17 protein-coding genes and 1 tRNA gene are annotated in these 17,744 nt (G+C 58.6%); 7 read left to right on the top strand and 11 right to left on the bottom strand.

What is annotated here, in order from left to right; all coding sequences use genetic code 11:
• Positions 1–115: 115 nt before the first annotated feature.
• Positions 116–191: transfer RNA gene (locus tag WFP06_RS05645), tRNA-Ala, on the bottom strand.
• Positions 192–262: 71 nt separating this feature from the next.
• The gene (locus WFP06_RS05640) at positions 263–595 is read right to left on the bottom strand and encodes a TIGR02300 family protein (protein WP_336986245.1); all 333 of its coding nucleotides are present in this window, start codon (positions 593–595) and stop codon (positions 263–265) included.
• 223 nt (positions 596–818) lie between these two features.
• On the opposite strand from WFP06_RS05640, the gene aroA reads away from it, so the two are divergent.
• The 5 genes from aroA to gloB all read left to right on the top strand — a co-directional run bounded on the left by aroA (position 819) and on the right by gloB (position 5,947).
• Positions 819–2,114: a 3-phosphoshikimate 1-carboxyvinyltransferase gene (aroA, locus tag WFP06_RS05635; protein WP_336987645.1), complete on the top strand. Its 1,296-nt coding sequence runs from the start codon at positions 819–821 to the stop codon at positions 2,112–2,114.
• Positions 2,111–2,380, top strand: coding sequence for a CBU_0592 family membrane protein (locus tag WFP06_RS05630; protein ID WP_336986244.1), 270 nt, complete (start codon positions 2,111–2,113; stop codon positions 2,378–2,380). The genes aroA and WFP06_RS05630 overlap by 4 nt, the downstream gene beginning before the upstream one ends.
• Complete coding sequence (locus tag WFP06_RS05625) at positions 2,377–3,009, top strand: (d)CMP kinase (protein ID WP_336986243.1); 633 nt, start codon at positions 2,377–2,379, stop codon at positions 3,007–3,009. Before WFP06_RS05630 ends, WFP06_RS05625 begins: the two co-directional genes overlap by 4 nt.
• 353 nt (positions 3,010–3,362) lie before the next feature.
• The gene (gene rpsA / locus WFP06_RS05620) at positions 3,363–5,072 is read left to right on the top strand and encodes a 30S ribosomal protein S1 (protein WP_336986242.1); all 1,710 of its coding nucleotides are present in this window, start codon (positions 3,363–3,365) and stop codon (positions 5,070–5,072) included.
• A gap of 119 nt (positions 5,073–5,191) precedes the next feature.
• Entirely contained in the window at positions 5,192–5,947 is a 756-nt protein-coding gene (gene gloB / locus WFP06_RS05615) for a hydroxyacylglutathione hydrolase (protein ID WP_336986241.1), read from the top strand.
• A 75-nt stretch (positions 5,948–6,022) separates the two neighbouring features.
• Here the strand turns inward: gloB and WFP06_RS05610 are convergent, their stop codons facing one another.
• The 8 genes from WFP06_RS05610 to WFP06_RS05575 all read right to left on the bottom strand — a co-directional run bounded on the left by WFP06_RS05610 (position 6,023) and on the right by WFP06_RS05575 (position 12,624).
• Positions 6,023–6,589, bottom strand: coding sequence for a F0F1 ATP synthase subunit B family protein (locus WFP06_RS05610; RefSeq protein ID WP_336986240.1), 567 nt, complete (start codon positions 6,587–6,589; stop codon positions 6,023–6,025).
• Positions 6,582–7,076: a F0F1 ATP synthase subunit B family protein gene (locus WFP06_RS05605; RefSeq protein WP_336986239.1), complete on the bottom strand. Its 495-nt coding sequence runs from the start codon at positions 7,074–7,076 to the stop codon at positions 6,582–6,584. The genes WFP06_RS05610 and WFP06_RS05605 overlap by 8 nt, the downstream gene beginning before the upstream one ends.
• A gap of 73 nt (positions 7,077–7,149) precedes the next feature.
• The gene (locus tag WFP06_RS05600; RefSeq protein ID WP_114520182.1) at positions 7,150–7,377 is read right to left on the bottom strand and encodes a F0F1 ATP synthase subunit C; all 228 of its coding nucleotides are present in this window, start codon (positions 7,375–7,377) and stop codon (positions 7,150–7,152) included.
• A gap of 42 nt (positions 7,378–7,419) precedes the next feature.
• Positions 7,420–8,205, bottom strand: a complete 786-nt coding sequence (locus WFP06_RS05595) for a F0F1 ATP synthase subunit A (protein WP_336986238.1) — start codon at positions 8,203–8,205, stop codon at positions 7,420–7,422.
• Between the two features lie 49 nt (positions 8,206–8,254).
• A complete protein-coding gene (locus WFP06_RS05590; RefSeq protein ID WP_336986237.1) occupies positions 8,255–8,581 on the bottom strand; it encodes an AtpZ/AtpI family protein in 327 nt (108 codons plus the stop codon).
• 132 nt (positions 8,582–8,713) lie between these two features.
• Positions 8,714–9,109 (bottom strand): YdbL family probable chaperone protein, encoded by a 396-nt coding sequence (locus WFP06_RS05585; RefSeq protein WP_336986236.1) that lies wholly within the window; start codon positions 9,107–9,109, stop codon positions 8,714–8,716.
• Between the two features lie 27 nt (positions 9,110–9,136).
• Entirely contained in the window at positions 9,137–9,340 is a 204-nt protein-coding gene (locus WFP06_RS05580; protein WP_336987644.1) for a YnbE family lipoprotein, read from the bottom strand.
• Positions 9,341–9,387: 47 nt separating this feature from the next.
• Entirely contained in the window at positions 9,388–12,624 is a 3,237-nt protein-coding gene (locus WFP06_RS05575; protein ID WP_336986235.1) for an intermembrane phospholipid transport YdbH family protein, read from the bottom strand.
• Positions 12,625–12,694: 70 nt separating this feature from the next.
• Here WFP06_RS05575 and radC point away from each other — a divergent pair, with 70 nt between their 5' ends.
• A complete protein-coding gene (gene radC / locus WFP06_RS05570) occupies positions 12,695–13,405 on the top strand; it encodes a RadC family protein (RefSeq protein ID WP_336987643.1) in 711 nt (236 codons plus the stop codon).
• Between the two features lie 20 nt (positions 13,406–13,425).
• On the opposite strand, the gene WFP06_RS05565 is transcribed toward radC, so the two are convergent.
• Positions 13,426–16,215 (bottom strand): DUF3857 domain-containing protein, encoded by a 2,790-nt coding sequence (locus WFP06_RS05565; RefSeq protein ID WP_336986234.1) that lies wholly within the window; start codon positions 16,213–16,215, stop codon positions 13,426–13,428.
• A 150-nt stretch (positions 16,216–16,365) separates the two neighbouring features.
• On the opposite strand from WFP06_RS05565, the gene purB reads away from it, so the two are divergent.
• A complete protein-coding gene (purB, locus tag WFP06_RS05560) occupies positions 16,366–17,676 on the top strand; it encodes an adenylosuccinate lyase (RefSeq protein WP_336986233.1) in 1,311 nt (436 codons plus the stop codon).
• Positions 17,677–17,744: the final 68 nt, after the last annotated feature.

Raw genomic sequence — 17,744 nt, 5'->3', positions numbered from 1 at the left:
GACGCATGCCAGTTGGACCCATGCCGGTTTGAGGCCCGCCGGATTTGATGTGTTTCAAAAAGAAAACCAGCGGAATACCTGGGATTTCCAGACATTCCGGTGGTTTCCAGATGATTGGTGGAGCCTAGCGGGATCGAACCGCTGACCTCAACACTGCCAGTGTTGCGCTCTCCCAGCTGAGCTAAGGCCCCATACCAATTTACCTGCCAAATGGCGGGAGGTGGCCCTTTATTAAGAGCCCCGCCATTTGGCAAGAATTATATCAGCTTTCAGGCTTGTCGTCATCATCGCCTTTACCCGGGCCTACGCCAAGATCGTCGTCACCGCCAAGATCGACATCATTATCGGGCGAATCTTCGCCGTCGTCGATATCTTCCAGATCCGCATCATCGTCGGCAAGGTCGCTGTCGGCCTGCTTGTCTTTCTTTTTCTCGTTCTCTTCGAACGGAATTGGCTGCTTGCTCTTAAGCACGGGTTCCGGATCCCATTCGTTCTCGCATTCGATGCAAGTGACGGGATCAGCTTTTCCGAGATCGTAGAACCGGGTGCCGCATTTCGGGCAGCTCCGTTTGGTGCCCCACTCTGGCTTGACCATTGTAATTCCTCGCTAGCGCCCGCCGTCCGCGACAGGCTGCAATTTCAACTAAATCAGGATGGGTGGCGCGTGTGCCTGAATCAAGCACCCGACCACTTCGGCGCGCGCCTTGCCATAGGCCAAAGGCACTGTCAAAGCGTGCGCCCTGACTGCAGCCTATTTTGTGAGAATTGCAACCTTGTCCACCGGAACTACCTTGGAAGGCCTGGTGCCGCGCCGTTTCATGCCTTGCGGACCGCTGAAAGGCCGCATTCGCGTGCCGGGCGACAAGTCAATCAGCCACCGTGCATTGATGTTGGGCGCGTTGGCGATCGGCAAAACGACAATTCACGGGCTGCTGGAAGGCGAAGATGTCCTTGCGACGGCGGCGGCAATGCGCGCCATGGGTGCCACGATCAAGCGCCGAGATGACGGGACTTGGGAAGTCCACGGCGTGGGTGTGGGCGGATTGTTGCAGCCTGATACGCCGCTAGACATGGGGAACAGCGGCACCTCGACACGGTTGTTGATGGGCCTGATTGCCAGCCAAGGCATTACGGCAAGCTTTACCGGCGATGCCAGCCTTTCGGGCCGTCCGATGGGCCGGGTGATTGAACCGTTGTCGCAAATGGGCGCTGAAATCAGTTCAGCCCCCGGTGGCCGCCTGCCGCTGATATTACGCGGTATCCAGCCCGCAATTCCCATCACCTACCGGCTGCCTGTCGCCTCTGCGCAGGTTAAAAGCGCTGTCATGCTGGCAGCGCTCAACACGCCCGGCATCACCACAGTCATCGAGCCGGTGCCGACGCGCGATCATTCAGAACGGATGCTCGGGGGCTTTGGCGCGGACGTTACGGTCGAAGTTGTCGACGGCGAACGTATCATCAAAGTGCGCGGCGGCGCAGACCTGCAGCCGCAAGATATTGACGTACCGGGTGATCCATCATCTGCAGCCTTTTTTGCGGTCGCCGCACTGATCGTCCCGGGCAGCGAAATTATCATCGAGAACGTCGGCCTCAACCCCACACGCGCCGGACTGTTTCAGGTCCTGCGCCAAATGGGCGGCCATATCGAGGAAGTGAACCTGCGCGAAGTGGGCGGCGAACCCGTTTCCGATCTGCTCGTGAAGCACTCTGGATTGCGGGGTGTGGAGGTTGACCCCGCCCTCGCCCCTGCCATGATCGACGAATTTCCCGTGCTGTTTGTTGCAGCCTCGGTTGCCGGCGGAACCACAGTGACCAGAGGCCTTGAAGAATTGCGGGTCAAGGAATCGGACCGGCTAGACACGATGGCCACCGCTTTGGAATTGGCTGGAGCAACGGTCACCCAGCAGAAAGACGGCCTGACTATCGATGGAACGGGCGGTGCGCCACTACCCGGAGGCGGCCCGGTCATCACGCGTCTCGACCACCGGATCGCGATGAGCATGGCTGTGGCGGGGCTGGCGAGCAGCGGCGGCGTGGAGCTTGACGATACAGCCCCGATTGCAACCAGCTTCCCCAATTTCGAACAATTGCTGCACGAACTAGGAGCAACATGACAGACCATATCAGTTCATTCACCGCCGACCTCATCGGCTTTGCGGGGATGATCTGTATCGTCTCTGCCTTTGCTTACAGCAATGTGGTAAAACAAATGAACATGATACTGTTTAACCTGACAAATTTCGCGGGGGCTGTTCTACTGACTATATCGCTACTGGTAAACTTCAACTTGCCCACATTGGTGCTCGAAATCGTCTGGATGGCCATTGCCTTGTTCGGCCTTGGCAAGGAACTCATACAGCGCAGGAGAGCCGCGTCATGATCATCGCGGTCGATGGCCCTACCGCATCAGGCAAGGGGACGATTGCCAAGGCACTGGCAGCGCATTTTGGTCTGCCTCACCTCGACACCGGGCTGCTTTACAGGGCGGTCGGCAGACAGGTCGAATTGAACGGCGGTGATGCCGATGATGCCGGCGATGCGCTGCGCGGTTGCAACTTCCCAGACAGACTTTTGGCCGATGACGTGCTTCGCAGCGAGGCGGTCGGCGGTCTCGCGAGCCGGGTTTCGGTCCATCCGTCCGTTCGTGAGGCATTGCTCAGGCGGCAGCAGGCCTTTGCCCGGCAAGGCGGCGGCGCGGTCCTTGATGGACGTGACATCGGCACCGTGATCGCGCCAGAGGCAGCGGCCAAATTGTTTGTAACCGCCACAGTCGCTGCGCGTGCCGAGCGCAGGTTTCGCGAAATGCGGGACCGCGGCGAAAATGTGACACTGGACACGATCGCTGCCGATCTTCGCCGCCGCGACGACCGCGACAGCAAACGCGCCGCGTCGCCGCTTTTCCCCGCACCTGATGCGTATATTCTGGACACCTCCACACTTGGCCGCGACGAGGCGATTGCCGCCGCCATCGAAGCTGTCGAAGAGGCAATCAAACAGCATCCTGCGTAATGTCGTCCCGGGTTTGGCGGGAAGGCCACATTCCTCGCTTACCGACGCGGGCGGATAATGCCAAATCGCTTGCATTTTGTGTGCCCTTCGCCTAGGCGCGCGTCCGTTCGAAGGGCATACGGCCCGGCGAAGGCAAGCTCAACAGCATTGCCGGCAGGTGCAAGCGCTTTCCAGCCTTCCTCCCGGTAATTCCGCCTCCACCGTTCCGTTAGCCATGCGAACCTCCATTACGGCATTCGGCCCGGTGGAGATGTCGGCCCCTTTGGCCCGCAACGGCAATCCCGCCGGCGCGGAGAAAAGACCCCGGGATTACACCGGCGGCCGGAATTTGAATACTTAGGAAACTCCAACATATGGCAACTGCGCCCAACCCGACACGCGACGATTTCGCCGCGATGCTCGACGAACAATTCGGCAATGCCGACGATGGCGGCTTTGAAGGCCGCGTAGTCAAAGGTACTGTCACCGCGATCGAAAACGACAAGGCAGTGATCGATGTCGGCCTCAAATCAGAAGGCCGCGTCCCGCTCAAGGAATTCGTTCGCGGAGAAGGCGATAGCGAACTGAAAGTCGGCGATGAAGTCGAAGTTTATGTCGACCGCGTCGAAAACTCCGATGGCGAAGCAATGCTCAGCCGCGACCGCGCACGCCGCGAAGCCGCGTGGGACAAGCTCGAAAGCGAGTTTGGTGAAGAAAAGCGCGTCGAAGGGCGCATTTTCGGCCGCGTCAAAGGCGGCTTCACAGTCGATCTCGACGGCGCTGTAGCCTTCCTGCCCGGCAGCCAGGTCGATATCCGCCCCGTGCGCGATGTTACCCCGCTGATGGACATGCCGCAGCCATTCCAGATCCTCAAAATGGATCGCCGCCGCGGCAACATCGTTGTCTCGCGCCGGGCCGTATTGGAAGAAACCCGCGCAGAACAGCGCAGCGAACTGATCGACAAGCTGGCTGAAGGCCAGGTTACCGACGGTGTCGTTAAGAACATCACCGATTACGGCGCATTCGTCGATCTCGGCGGTATCGACGGGCTGCTCCATGTCACCGACATGAGCTACAAGCGCGTTAATCACCCGAGCGAAGTGATCGAAATCGGCCAGACCGTGACCGTGCAGATCATTCGCATCAATGCCGAAACACAACGTATTTCGCTCGGCATGAAACAGCTCGAAAGCGATCCGTGGGACGGTGTTGCAGCGAAGTATCCAGTTGGCGCAAAGCTGACCGGTACCGTTACCAACATCACCGAATACGGTGCATTCGTCGAAATCGAATCCGGCATCGAAGGCCTGGTTCACGTTTCGGAAATGAGCTGGACCAAAAAGAACGTCCATCCGGGCAAGATCGTTTCGACATCACAGGAAGTCGAAGTGCTGGTCCTCGAAGTGGATTCGGAAAAGCGCCGCATTTCGCTTGGTCTCAAGCAGGCCATGGGCAATCCCTGGGAAGAATTTGCCGACAAGCACCCGGTTGGTACGGTTGTCGATGGCGAAGTCAAAAACGCTACCGAATTCGGCTTGTTCATCGGCCTCGATGGCGATGTGGACGGCATGGTTCACATGTCGGACATTGCATGGGGCATCTCGGGTGAAGACGCTCTCGCTCTCCACCGTAAGGGTGAAGAAGTGCAGGCAGTTGTTCTGGATGTCGATACCGACAAGGAACGCATCAGCCTGGGCATGAAGCAGCTTGAAAAGGGCGCACCTTCGGCTGAAGGCGCGTCGGCAGCAGGCGCGCTGAAGCGCGGCGATGTAGTCACCGTGACTGTTCTCGAAGTTCGCGATGGCGGCCTCGAAGTGCAGGCCGGCGACGACGGCGCTACCGGCTTCGTCAAACGTTCGGACCTTGGCCGCGACCGCGACGAACAGCGTCCCGATCGTTTCCAGACCGGTCAGAAGATCGACGCGATGGTTACCGGTTTCGACCGTTCCAAGAAGCCGAACTTCTCGATCAAGGCACACCAGATTTCCGAAGAGAAGGAAGCGGTGGCCAAGTTTGGTTCATCCGATTCGGGTGCATCGCTGGGCGACATCCTGGGTGAAGCGCTCAAAAAGAAAGGCGACTGATCGTATTGATCGGTTGATCCTGCCGCGCTCGCGCGCGGTAGTGAGATAAGGCAAGGCCCGTCAGCTCATCGAAGCTGGCGGGCCTTTTCTACTTCGGTTTGCTGGACTATCATGCTGTGATGATCGAAATTCACCAGTTTGCGTGCCTGTCCGATAATTACGGATATCTCGCTCACGACCCCGCCAGCGGAGAAACGGCCGCGATCGATACGCCTGATGGTGCAGAATATCTACGCCAGGCGGATGCCAAGGGATGGAAAATCACCCAGATCTGGAACACGCACTGGCATCCCGATCATGCTGGCGGCAACAAGGTGATACAGGACGCCGCGGGATGCACCATCACTGCGCCGAAAGAAGTCGAACGGATTAGCCCGATCGGCACAATCGTTGCACACGGCGATACCGTTTCACTCGGCCGGCACACTGCGAATGTTATCGACGTGAGCGGCCACACAAACGGCCACATCGCATACCATTTGCCCGAAGCAGGCGTCGCGTTTATCGGGGATGCCGTGTTCGCGCTTGGTTGCGGGCGGATGTTCGAAGGGACCCCCGATCAGTTCTGGAGCAGTCTGGAAAGGGTGAAGGCGCTTCCCGCCGACACGATGCTGTACTGCGCACATGAATATACCGCCGCGAACGCCAGCTTCGCTGTCCATGCCGACCCTGACAATGCCGATCTGGCGGCCTATGCGGAGGAAATCCGCGACAAGCGGGCGCGCGGTGAGCCAACTGTCCCGATGCCGCTGGCCCGCGAACTCAGGACTAATCCGTTTCTTCGCGCAGACAGCGCTGAAATCAGCGCCCGCTGGGGCGGTGACACGCCTGCTGCGACCTTCGCCGCACTGCGCGTCGCCAAGGATAACTTTTAACCCAAATCGCAGTTTGGGCACGCCAAAACAAAAAGGGCGGCCACGCGGGCCGCCCGTTTGAATATCGACGTAAATCTACATCGAGGATATCAGTTCGTCGGCCAGTCTGCGATCGGCCGCTGCATCATGGTTTTTGGCGATCAATGTCTTTGCAGCGCCGGCTGCGACAACTGCCGCGGTTTCACGCACATGATCGACTGCATCGCGCTCTGCCGAGGCGATCTTGTCCTGCGCCATGCGTTGACGCCGCTCAACCATGGCAGTCGCATCGGCCTCCGCTTTCGCGACAATACCGTCTGCTTCGCCGCGAGCCGTTTCCAGCATCGCTTCGGCGTCTTTCTGAGCACCGGCAATCTTGGCGGTATATTCAGCCCTCAGTGCCTCGGCTTCCGCACGAAGCTGTCTGGCTTCGTCCAGCTGCTGGCGAATGTCGGCAATTTTACTGTCGAGGCCGCCGGCGATTGTCTTGTGAACCTTTGCGCCGAAAATTGCGATCAGGATCAACACCGTCATTGCGATCGCCACGATGCCAAACGGCGGAATGCCAAACAATTCGGGTTCGATATGCTTTCCGGCGCCATGTTCGACCGTGGCGTTGATTTCAGCAGCTTGTGTCGCGAAGACTTCAGGCGCATTAGACATTGGCCATAGCCTCCTTTGCAGCGGATTTGGCTGCCGCTGCCGTCACTTTGACGCCGGCGAGTTGTCGCACGATATCTTGTGCGGCTTGTGCTGCGACATCCTGAATTTCACTGAGAGCCGACTGGCGTGAGGCATCGATCCGCATTTCAGCGTCGGTCAGCTTCTTGTCGATACGCTTTTGCGCGGCGGCAAGTTTCTTATCACTGTCAGCACCGGCTTTCGCCTTTGCTTCAGCGACCAAAGCCTGTGCGGCAGCGCGGTTTTCATTTTCGCGCTTGCGCCAGGCTTCCTCTTCGACATCGGCCTGATCGCGTGCCGCCTGAGCAGCTGCGAGGTCGGACGCGATTTGCCCGTCACGCTTTGCAACGGTGTCCATCACCTTGGGAACCATACCGCGTCCGATCACGAAGAAAACCAGGCCGAAAAATATCAGCAGCCAGAATATCTGGCTCGAATAGGTATCGGCAATCTGTGCGATCTGAGGCATTGAAAACGTCCCGAAGGGTCAATCAGAGGATAACCGGCCGGAGCTCACTCCGGCCGGAATTTATCGGTTTGCGTCAGGCGACGAAGATCAGGATCATCGCGACAACGAATGCCAGCAGGCCGAGAAGTTCAGCGGCGGCGAAGCCGATGAACAGTCGGCCCTGCTGGCCGTCAGCCGCACCGGGATTGCGCAATGCGCTTTCCAGGAACGAGCCAAAAACATTACCCACACCGATGGCGGCCATGCCGGCACCGATAGCTGCCAGACCGGCACCGATCAGCTTTGCTGCTTCTGCGTCCATAGTAATTACTCCTTAGAAAATCAGATAGATTGAAACGAAAACCTAGTGCAAATTCTCGGCATCATTGATGTAAAGCGAGCTCAACAGTGCGAAGACGTAGGCCTGAATGCCGGCCACGAGAATTTCTAGCGCGCAGATGCCAATCATCAGCAGGAAGCTGGGAAGGCCGACCACGGTGCCCCAAAGCGGGCCTGCGTTGGTGCCATCGATCACGAAGCTGGAAAGAACTTCCAGCAGAACGTGCCCGGCCATCATCGCCACGAACAGTCGCAAGGCGAGGCTGAAGGGGCGCACAAGGAAGGATACGAGCTCGATCGGGAAGATGATCGGGACCATCGGCCACGGCGTGCCCTGCGGCACGAAGAGCGAGAAAAAGTGAAAGCCGTGCTTCCAGAAGCCCACGATCAGGACGATCGCGAAGCTGATAATCGCCAAAACGCCAGTAACCGTAAAGTGGCTGGTAAAGGTGAACGGGTGAACCCCTACAAGGCCCAGCGGCAGCAGCCCCAGCAGGTTGGCAAACAGGATAAACATGAACAACGAGAAGATATAGGGCACATACTTACGCCCTTCCTTACCGACATTGGCTTCGAGCATATCCTCGATAAAGCCGGTGAAACTTTCGACGGCCATCTGCCAGCGGCCGGGGACCAGCTCGCGCTTCATCCCGCCGAGCACAAAGACCAGCAGGGCAACAAACGTGATGCCCATCCACAGCGCGCTGTTTGTAAACGCAATATTGTAACCCGCAATTTCCCAGCCCTCAGTGCCGGCGAACGGCTTGATGGTGAACTGGTACATCGGGTCGACTTTGGCTGGTTCGGCCACGCTGTCACTTATCCTTGGCTTCGAGCGAATACCCTGATCCCGAAACAACCTACTGGTCGCTGTCGGGCTTCCGGCTCGCGGTCCTGAAAACATTCCTGAAGGCGACGATGATCCCGAGGAACAACATCACCAGCAGACCCCATGGACCGGTACCGGCAAAATGGTCGATGACCCAGCCAATTACCAATCCGCCAAGAATTCCGCCGAGAAGATCCGCAAGGACACGGGACCCCATGCGATAATTCGCATCGTGTCCCTGGACTTGCGGCTTGTTGCGGTGATCTTCACGCTCGCGTGCGGCCTTCAGCCGCTGCTCGAGCGCATCGATTCGCGCATCTTCACCGATGGGTTCCCGGACGGGTTTTTCATCACTCATGCTTTAATCCTCCAAAAGGGGAATATAGCACGGGCAAGGAGCCGCCCGCCGAAGGCGTCGCCCCCTTAGAAAAGCACATCCGCCAAGTCAACCGGAGCGGACGCTTCTATGTCATGAAATTTATAACCGCGATTACGGGCAGCGGCTGTCACGCAGCGGCGGGGTCGATCCGCGCGTCTGCCAGGAACCGTTAGGCGCCTGGTATTTCTCGCCGGGCGAAGTGCGCGCTATTGCCAGGCACCCGGCGGTCAGGGCGTATTCCTCAAGCGTGGCATTTTCCGACTTCGCACGCTCGGCATAAACCGCGCGGCGCTTGATATTGATGTCGTTTACCAACCGTTGAAGCGCAGCATCCCCCGCCCCGACTATGCCAAGATAGCCGTCCATCTTTTCCCCGACCCGTCCGTCAGCGCGCGCCGCTTCGTAAGCAGGATCGCGCTGCGCGTAAGCGGCGCTGGCAAATCCGCCCACCGCCAGAGCGGCTGTGCCGATGGCAATTGCGGCATTGCGAATAAATTTCTGCGTCATAATCCTGACCCTCTAAAAAACGCCGTATCAGAAGATGTCGGCATTTTCATCAATCGTATTGCCCGCATCTTCCGCGAGCCGGTAAATAACCTCTTGCCGGATATTGATATTCAGTTCGATCACGATGGCGTCTTCCGGTGCATTGACTGTGATGCACCCGCCCAGCGTGCCCGCCCCGCAAATCAAGGCCAGCGCGGCCCCCGTGACTTTCCTTGATTGCCCCAAATCCATCAGCGGACTTGTTGCAGCCACATAGGCCGAGGTCAATTTCTCACGGATCATGGCTGATTCTCGCTTTCTGTGGTCTGAATAGGAATTTCGTCGGGAATTATATCCAGGGGGCCAAGTTCGGGTTCGACATCCTCACCAGAAACTGCCCGTTTCAGCACGGTTCCGTCGCGGTTTACCAGGCCCAGATCGCGCGGATCGCGGACAAAGGCAGGGTCATACATCGCCTTGATCGAGGTTATCAGTTTGTAAAACGGGGCGCGGATGTTGATGTTGAAACGGATTGGCAATTTCGCCAGCCGTCTGGTGATGATGTTCTGGCGGGCTCCAACACCTTGTTTTACACCGTCAAAGCGGACCCGCGTAACCAGCTCGCCCGTGAGCGAGCCATCCATAGCGACGCGCATTTCCTGATAATCCAGCGAACGCAGCGCATCGAAGGCAAAATTGGCGATCGGGTTCAGATCGCGGTATGTAAGCTCGCCGACATAGGAGATACTGCCTCCCGGCGCGCGCGAAGCCAGCTGCCCGCCCTCGATCCGCCCGCCATTTTCATCGAATATCAACGGCAGCCGGCCGTCGAACGTACCCGTTGCCGCCAAATTGCCGATTTCCATTTGCTGGACAAACTGCCCGGCCTCCAACCCTTCGATCACCAGAACATACGTCCGGCTTTCGGTCACGCCGATATTTATATCGACCGGCTGCAGAGTGATGGTTCCGCCCATGAACGGCCAGCTCCCACCCTGAACCGCCAGCAATTCGCCATTTCGCAAGGCAAAGCCGATTTCCCCGTCGAACACCTCGATACCGGGATTGATCGAGCGGACCTTGATCTTTTGCCCGGGCGCAGTTGTCAGGCCGAGCAAATCGCTAAAGACAACTGTGCCCGATGCGCCCTTAACCGGACCGAATGCTGCCGCCAGATCAAGGTTTTCGCTGCTGAACTGCCCCGTACTGGTGACAGCGGTGGAATTCCAGTCGATCCGCCCGGTGCCCGTGACAGTGCCAAACGTGTTAGCGACAACACCCAGTGCAAGTCTGGACAATTGATCCGCTTGCAACGATTGGTCAAAGACCAGACCGGGTACGGTGAGATCGGCATAGCCGCTGCTCGTTGTCAGATTGTGACGGATATCAACCTCTGTAACCACGCGGTCGCTGCCTGGATGCCGCAACACGGCGAAGGCGGTAATCAGATTGTTTTCCAGTCCGAGCACCGCATCGCGCGCAACAAGCGGCTGGAAGCGGTCAGACCGTTCACGGTCTTCCAGACGGAAACTTCCTCCGGTCAGGCCCAGTTTTCCGCCCGAATAGCTCCAGTTGCCAGCTGCGCCGAAGATATCGAGCGGGACAGCAGCGAGGAACACATCGGTCCCGGCAAATGTCCCCGCAATCCGGTCGCCGCCCAGTTTCGCATCCAGATCGGTCAGGCGAAAGCGGGTCGCCGTGTCCGCCGGACCCAGCGCAATATCGACATTTTTCGCTTTGAGAATACCGGGATATGCAAAGCCGACCGGGCCGCTGACCAGCCGGATCGGTGTATTCCCCAGCCGTCCCGCAACATTGAGCGAGGGGACGCCTGCCGCAATTTTGAGCCTTCCGTTATCCAGCGCCAGAATCGAACCGCCAGGCCGCGGACATAATGTCAGACCTTTCCGCTCCAGTGTGAGATTTGCGTAGGTCAGTTGATCGAAGGCAATGGTGGTGCATCTGTTCCACAGCGCCAATCTGCCCGATGACGAATAGCTTCCGTTCACAGGCAGCATCAGATTACGCGTGCCGCCGCCGGGCAATGGACCGCTCGCCAAAGCTTTGCCGACAAAGGCAAGCGAACCGTTGGCTGCTTGCGAAATACGCAGTTCGGGTAGCGCAATCGACGAGCTGCCCGCGCTGTATTGCGCCATATTGAGCTGGAAAATCGTGCTGCCAGACGGTTGCCGTTCCATCCGCCCCGAAATTTGCGGAAGGTTTTCCCCACTGGTGCTGAAATTGCCCGAGATGCGCGGGCTGCCGGAACCGGTATTCGCAATCCGGAAACGCGAAACCGACAGAACGCGCCTCCCGCTTGTGCCGCGAATGATTGCCTGCGGAATAGCCGCGGTCAAACCGTTGCCGGTTCCACGGATAATTACCTCCGCACCGAATTCACTTGCCCGCCCCTCACGTTCCAGCGCTGTGCGTGCTTTCGCCAGAATGGGTGCCAGCAAGGTGCCGTCAAAACCCTCCACACGATTATTCACCGCAGCGTAAAAGCCTTTGCCCGGCCGCAATCTTTCGCCGGTTATCCCCGAGCGGGCCTCCCACGAGCTGAAATTGTCCTGCGCGCGGAGATCTCCGTCGAGTTTGACCAGCGCGGCAGTGGCGCCGGCTGAGGCAGCTTCTTGCGCGGATATTTTATAGACTGCCGAGAAATCGGAGCCGCCCAATTTCACACTGCCGTTTCCGCCAATGCCGCCAAGCGATGTTCCGGAAACCGCCAACCTTTCACCTTCAAGCCCCAGATCACCATCGAAACTGGAAAAATCCTGAGCGAACGATCCCTTGACTGCAGCCGCGAAATTGTTCGCTGTGACAGCAGCAGACCGGCATGCGAGCGCGGCGAGTCTGACAGGCCCGTCAAACCCGACCTTGCCGGTCGTTGTCGTCAGCTTGCCAAACAGCGTGGTCCCGCTTGCGCGGCAATCGGCAACCTCAAGCTGCGGCGCATTGGCGGCAATAATGCCGCTGAAACTGTTAGCCAGGTTCCCCGCGCCTTCGGCCTTGATCCCGACAGCACCAAAATCAGTCAGCAGCCGCGCCCGCCCATCGATTATTGCCATTTCAAGGTCGGGCAGTCCGGCTGCCTTGTCGCTTTGGTCGTCGAACAGGAGCGGGTCCAACGCACCAAAGCTCAGCCTGCCGTTACGATAGGCGCCGTAAAGCCTTGGTCTGGTCAGCGTGACGCGCGTAATCTGCGGTGAAAACATCCCCCAGTCGATCGCCACTTCGGCACGCTCGATCGTGAGGTCAGGATTTTGCGGATCGCCGATCACCACGTTGGTGAGAATCTGGCGCCGTCCGCCGATGCGGGCCACATCGTAGGTTGCAGGGATGCCCAGCTTTGCAAGCTCGTCGGCGATAATATCGCCGGCAATGTCTTCACGCTGGGACCAGGCGATAGCGCCAAGCACAATCAGGATTAAGGCCAGTGCCAGCGAAATCCGTACGCGCCACATCTTCAATCCGGGGCGGCGCTGGATGTCTTCGGATGCCGCCGCATCGGACTGTTCTTGCTGGCCCGTCATTTTCCCACCCTTGCGCGTCTGCAGTTTGAAAGGCAATGCAGGCAATTACAACGATGTGCAGGGAATAAGGTTGCCGCAAGCTGAAGCAGAACCCGGACACCGACCAAACGCAGCGGATAGCAAGGGGCACCGCGCGAGATTGCGTAAACGGCTGTTTGACGGCGGCGCCGACGCGCTCGGCGATCATGAAATTGTCGAATATCTGCTGGCGCTGGCAATTCCGCGGCGCGACACCAAACCGCTCGCCAAGGACCTGCTGCGTAAATACGGATCATTTGCCGGCGTGATCAATGCCGATTCGGCGGCTCTTGCACAGCATCCGGGGATGGGCGAAACCAGTGCTGCCGCGTTAAAGGTTGTTGCGCTTGCGGCTCGCAGATTGGCGCGGACGGAAATTGATAAAAAACCCGTTCTGGGCAGCTGGCAGGCGCTACTGGATTATCTCCATATCGATATGGCGCATCTGACTGTCGAGCGTGTGCGAATCCTTTACCTCAATAGCAAGAACCGCCTGATCCAGGATGATCACCTGGCCGACGGATCGATTGACGAGGCTTCGATCCACCCGCGCGAAGTGATCCGCAGGGCGCTGGATCTAGGTGCAACCGCGATTATTCTGGCGCATAACCATCCGTCGGGCTCACCCGAACCCAGCCGCGCCGATATCCAGATTACCAACCGGATCTCGGAAGCGGGCAGACTGCTTGGCATCATGGTGCACGACCATGTCATTATCGGCCGTGATGGTCACGTCTCGCTCAAGGCAAAGGGTCTGATCTAAGGGCCTGATCTAGGCGCTGGTCACTTACTTGGGGGCCGAATGCCGTAGCGCTTGTAATAGGCCGCAATTGTCGGCGCGACCCGTCCGGCAAATATCAGATCCTCGCGGCCACCGGCATCGCCCTGTTCCCGCCGAATGACACCGCGCATATAGCGACTGCTTCCCAGTTCGGGTTCGCTTTTCAAGGCTGCTTCATAATCGGCCAGCGCCTTGTCTTTCCGGCCCGCCCGGTAATGCAGCAACGCCCTGCTATCCAGCGCCGATGCCGAATAATCATTGGCTTGCACGGCCTCGGTGCAGATTGTTTCTGTTTGATCGACACGAAATGAATTCAATGCCGCGAACCAGCACCGGGAATTGAGCAGCTGACCGTCTCCCGGCCGTTCGGAAAGGGCATTCTCCAGCAGCGCCCAGCCCTTTTCCCTGTTGCCTGATTCGCCCTCGACATCAGCCATCTCGATCAGGATCGCCTGACGTTCGTCGCCCGACACATCGATGCTTTCAAGAAGCTCCAGCGAATCGGAAAATTCTCCATTCCAGACATGCATCTGTGACCGGAAAATCGCGTTGTCCGTGCTGGGCTCGAGCTCGTATGCAATTACCGCGTCAACCTCGGCCTCGCGGTAACGGCCAAGCTGGGCCAGCACTCCGGCACGGCTGATGTACAAATCCGCACTTGGTTCCAGTTCGATTGCTTTTGAATAATCGGCCACCTGCCCTTCATAATCGGAATGCATCGTGCGCAGCCCGGCCCGCAGGCTGTGGCGCCACGCATCATCCGGTTCGATCGCGATAATCTCGTCATAGGCCTTGATCAGTGCTGCCGAGCGTTTCCGCGCTGCGTCCTTGTCGATTTCCCAATAGCGCGTCACACTCTGGTCTGCGCGCAGTTCCACATCGCCGCTACGAAGCCTGGCGGCAGCAGCGGTTTCCCTCGACAGGGCGGCAGGGGCGATCTCGTCAGGTACCCAGGCCACATCATCGGTGTAAGCCAGCATTCCGTTCTGTAAGTTTGCGTTTCGCCTGATCCAGTGACCTGCGACCATCTCGTCGACTTTGCCCCGGCCCTGCATCGAAATACCTGCGCCGCCATCAGGCAATTTTACGCTTAACTCTTCGCGGTATCTGACCGGTCCGCTGACGCGGTACGGAATGTCGCGCCATTCCTTGCGCGCCCGGTCCGGGGCAAATTCAAAACCCGAGCTCGGAGTGGTCAGTTGAAGCGTTCCGCGCCCCCGTTCGAAGGACCATTCCGCCCCCAACAGGCCGCGCGTCTTGATCAGACCGACTCCGCTCACATCGTCATATGTCACTGCAGCGTCGATCACTACGCCCTCGCCGACGATGTTCTTGACGTAATTGGCCGCAAACTCGCGGACCTTTTGCGGGTCGGTCTGTTTTGTCTGCGGCTGGATCTGCGATGCCATCGAGCCGGTTAATTCGATTTCAGCCTGATAAAGGACGGGAAAATCGACCCCTGCCGATTGATCGTATGTCACTCTGACGATGCGGTCGGGGACATTCTGCCAGCGCTGTTTCAACGCCACCAGGCCTGCGCCCTCCTTGGTGATCGGCAAGGCGGTATGAAAACCGGGCACTTCTCCGATAGTATCCAGCCGGGTGCCCCCTCCCGTTCCGTCCAGCCAGTAATCTTCGCCGTTCAGAGTCGCGCGCACGATCATATGGTCAAACGCGGCCGGCATGGGCAGCAATGTCTGCACACTGTCGCCCAGCTTGCTATGAACTAGCACAGCCGACGATTCGATGTCCATTTCGCGCAGCATCGCCAGCAGAATCAGTGATTTGGCCTTGCAATCGCCGTAGCGCACTTCCCACGTCGTTTCGGGATCTTGCGGCAGGTAGTTGCCGCCATTCAGACCATTTGCGAGATAGCTGATGCGGTCCTGCACCCGCTGTAACGCCGTTGCCATCCGCACTTTGGGATCGCTGCTTTCGGCCATGATCCGCGCAATTACCGCAGCCACAGGACCGCCCGGTCTGATTTTGCCTTCGGTTTCGAAATGCGGCGCCATATTGCGCGAAACGTGCTCCCACGAGGAATAGCTCGAAGCCTGAAGCACTGGCGCTTGCTGATACCTCAGCGGCGCGTCCTTCGGCATTTCGTCCAGTTCTTCGATCGGCATCATCAGAGACAGCAATTTATAGCCATCCCTGATCACAGGCTCAGGCAACGGCACACCGCGGGTCGACGCATAGGCGATGTCGGAATTTTCAGGCCATTGCAGAATTGCGCGCGCGAAACCCAGCTTGACGGGTTCGACAAAGATCAATCCGGTTGACTGCATTTCACCGCCAAGTGCCTGATCGCGTTTGGTGCTGGATTCGGTCCGCCGCAGAACATCCCCCACGCGCAGTCCGGGGATCGGCATGGTTGCAGTAAGAACGCCGTCCAGCGTGCGATTTTCCAGCGATGTCTCCCGGCGGATGACTTCAAACTTCGACCCGCCGCCCAGGACGTCGATAATTGCGCCGTCACGGTAGATTTCGAGCCGGTGGACATAAAGATCACCCTTGTCCGGCAACCAGCTGAGCTTGACCGTGCCGTATTGGGTAAGTGAATTGGGATTATCAATCCGCAGTGCGATATCGCTGAACATGTGAACCACCCCGTCTTCCAGCCTGACCTGCCGGTCGGCCAGGACAACGGTTTCATCGGTGGTCAGTGCAGCATCGAAATCGACCGGCGAGGTCCAGTCAGGGGCTGCCCCGTACAGCACAACATCTCCGGCAAATGCAGGTGTCGCCAGCAACGCGCAGGTGGCTACACCGCCAAGAAATATGCGAACCATTTCAATCCCCTAATTCGCCCTCAGGCGCCCTATCTGCCTTACGCCACACGGTTTGGTTTGAAGCAACCGGCAAGAAACCTTCGACTAACCCTTGCAAAGCCGGTGCCCCCCGCATAGCCGCGCCATCAACTCGTCCAACTGGAGTCGCACATGGTCCCGCGTTATTCTCGCCCCGCAATGTCAGCCATCTGGGAGCCTGAAGCGCGGTACCGCATCTGGTTTGAAATCGAGGCGCACGCGACCGAAAAACTGGGAGAGTTGGGAGTTGTCCCCGAAAGCGCCGCGAAGGCGCTGTGGGACTGGTGGGCAACTGACCCACTGATCGATGTCGCCGCGATTGACGCGATCGAGGCTGTAACCAAACACGATGTCATCGCATTCCTCACCTGGGTTTCCGATCAGGTGGGCGATGAAGCGCGCTTTATGCATCAGGGCATGACAAGCTCCGACGTGCTCGATACGACGCTGGCGGTGCAACTGACGCGGGCATCGGACATCCTGCTTGAAGATCTTGACGCGCTGCTCGCCGCACTGGAACGCCGCGCCGCCGAACATAAATACACCGCTACAATCGGACGCAGCCACGGCATCCATGCCGAACCGACAACTTTCGGGCTAAAGCTCGCCCAGGCTTATGCCGAATTTGAACGGTGCCGCGCCCGGATGGTGGCCGCTCGCGCAGAGATTGCAACCTGCGCAATCAGCGGCGCAGTGGGAACATTTGCCAATATCGATCCGGCTGTCGAGGCGCATGTCGCGGCAAAGCTCGGGCTGGAAATAGAGCCGGTCAGCACACAGGTCATCCCGCGTGATCGCCACGCGATGTTTTTCGCAACGCTCGCCGTGATTGCCAGCTCGATCGAACGGCTGGCTGTCGAAATCCGCCACTTGCAGCGCACCGAAGTTCTCGAAGCGGAAGAATATTTTTCGCCGGGCCAGAAGGGCTCGAGCGCGATGCCGCACAAACGCAACCCGATCCTGACGGAAAACCTCACCGGCCAGGCGCGCATGATCCGTTCCTATGCCCTTCCCGCAATGGAAAACGTCGCCCTGTGGCACGAACGCGATATCTCGCATTCGTCGGTCGAACGGTTCATCGGCCCCGATGCCACGATCACGCTCGATTTCTCGCTCGCGCGGTTGACCGGGGTCATGGACAAATTGCTGGTGTACCCGGAGCGGATGCAGAAAAATCTCGACCGGATGGGCGGGCTTGTCCATTCCCAGCGCGTTTTGCTGGCGCTGACGCAGGCGGGCATCAGCCGTGAAGACGCCTACGCACTGGTCCAGCGCAATGCCATGAAAGTATGGGAATCGGACGGCGCGCTCTCGCTGCTCGAACTGCTGTCCGATGATAGCGCTGTTACGGCACATATCGCACCCGAAACGCTCGCGCAGAGCTTCAATCTGGATTACCATTTCAAACAGGTCGATACCATCTTCGAGCGTGTTTTCGGTTAGCTGCAGGCACGCTGCCCTTTCCAACGGTTGGCGACAGGTCTAGCATCCTCGCGGAAACTTAATTGCCT

Source organism: Altererythrobacter aquiaggeris (assembly GCF_037154015.1).
Lineage (GTDB): Bacteria > Pseudomonadota > Alphaproteobacteria > Sphingomonadales > Sphingomonadaceae > Aestuarierythrobacter > Aestuarierythrobacter aquiaggeris.
Note: the sequence above shows the minus strand (reverse complement) of the source record. Positions and strands in the feature narration are given on the sequence as shown.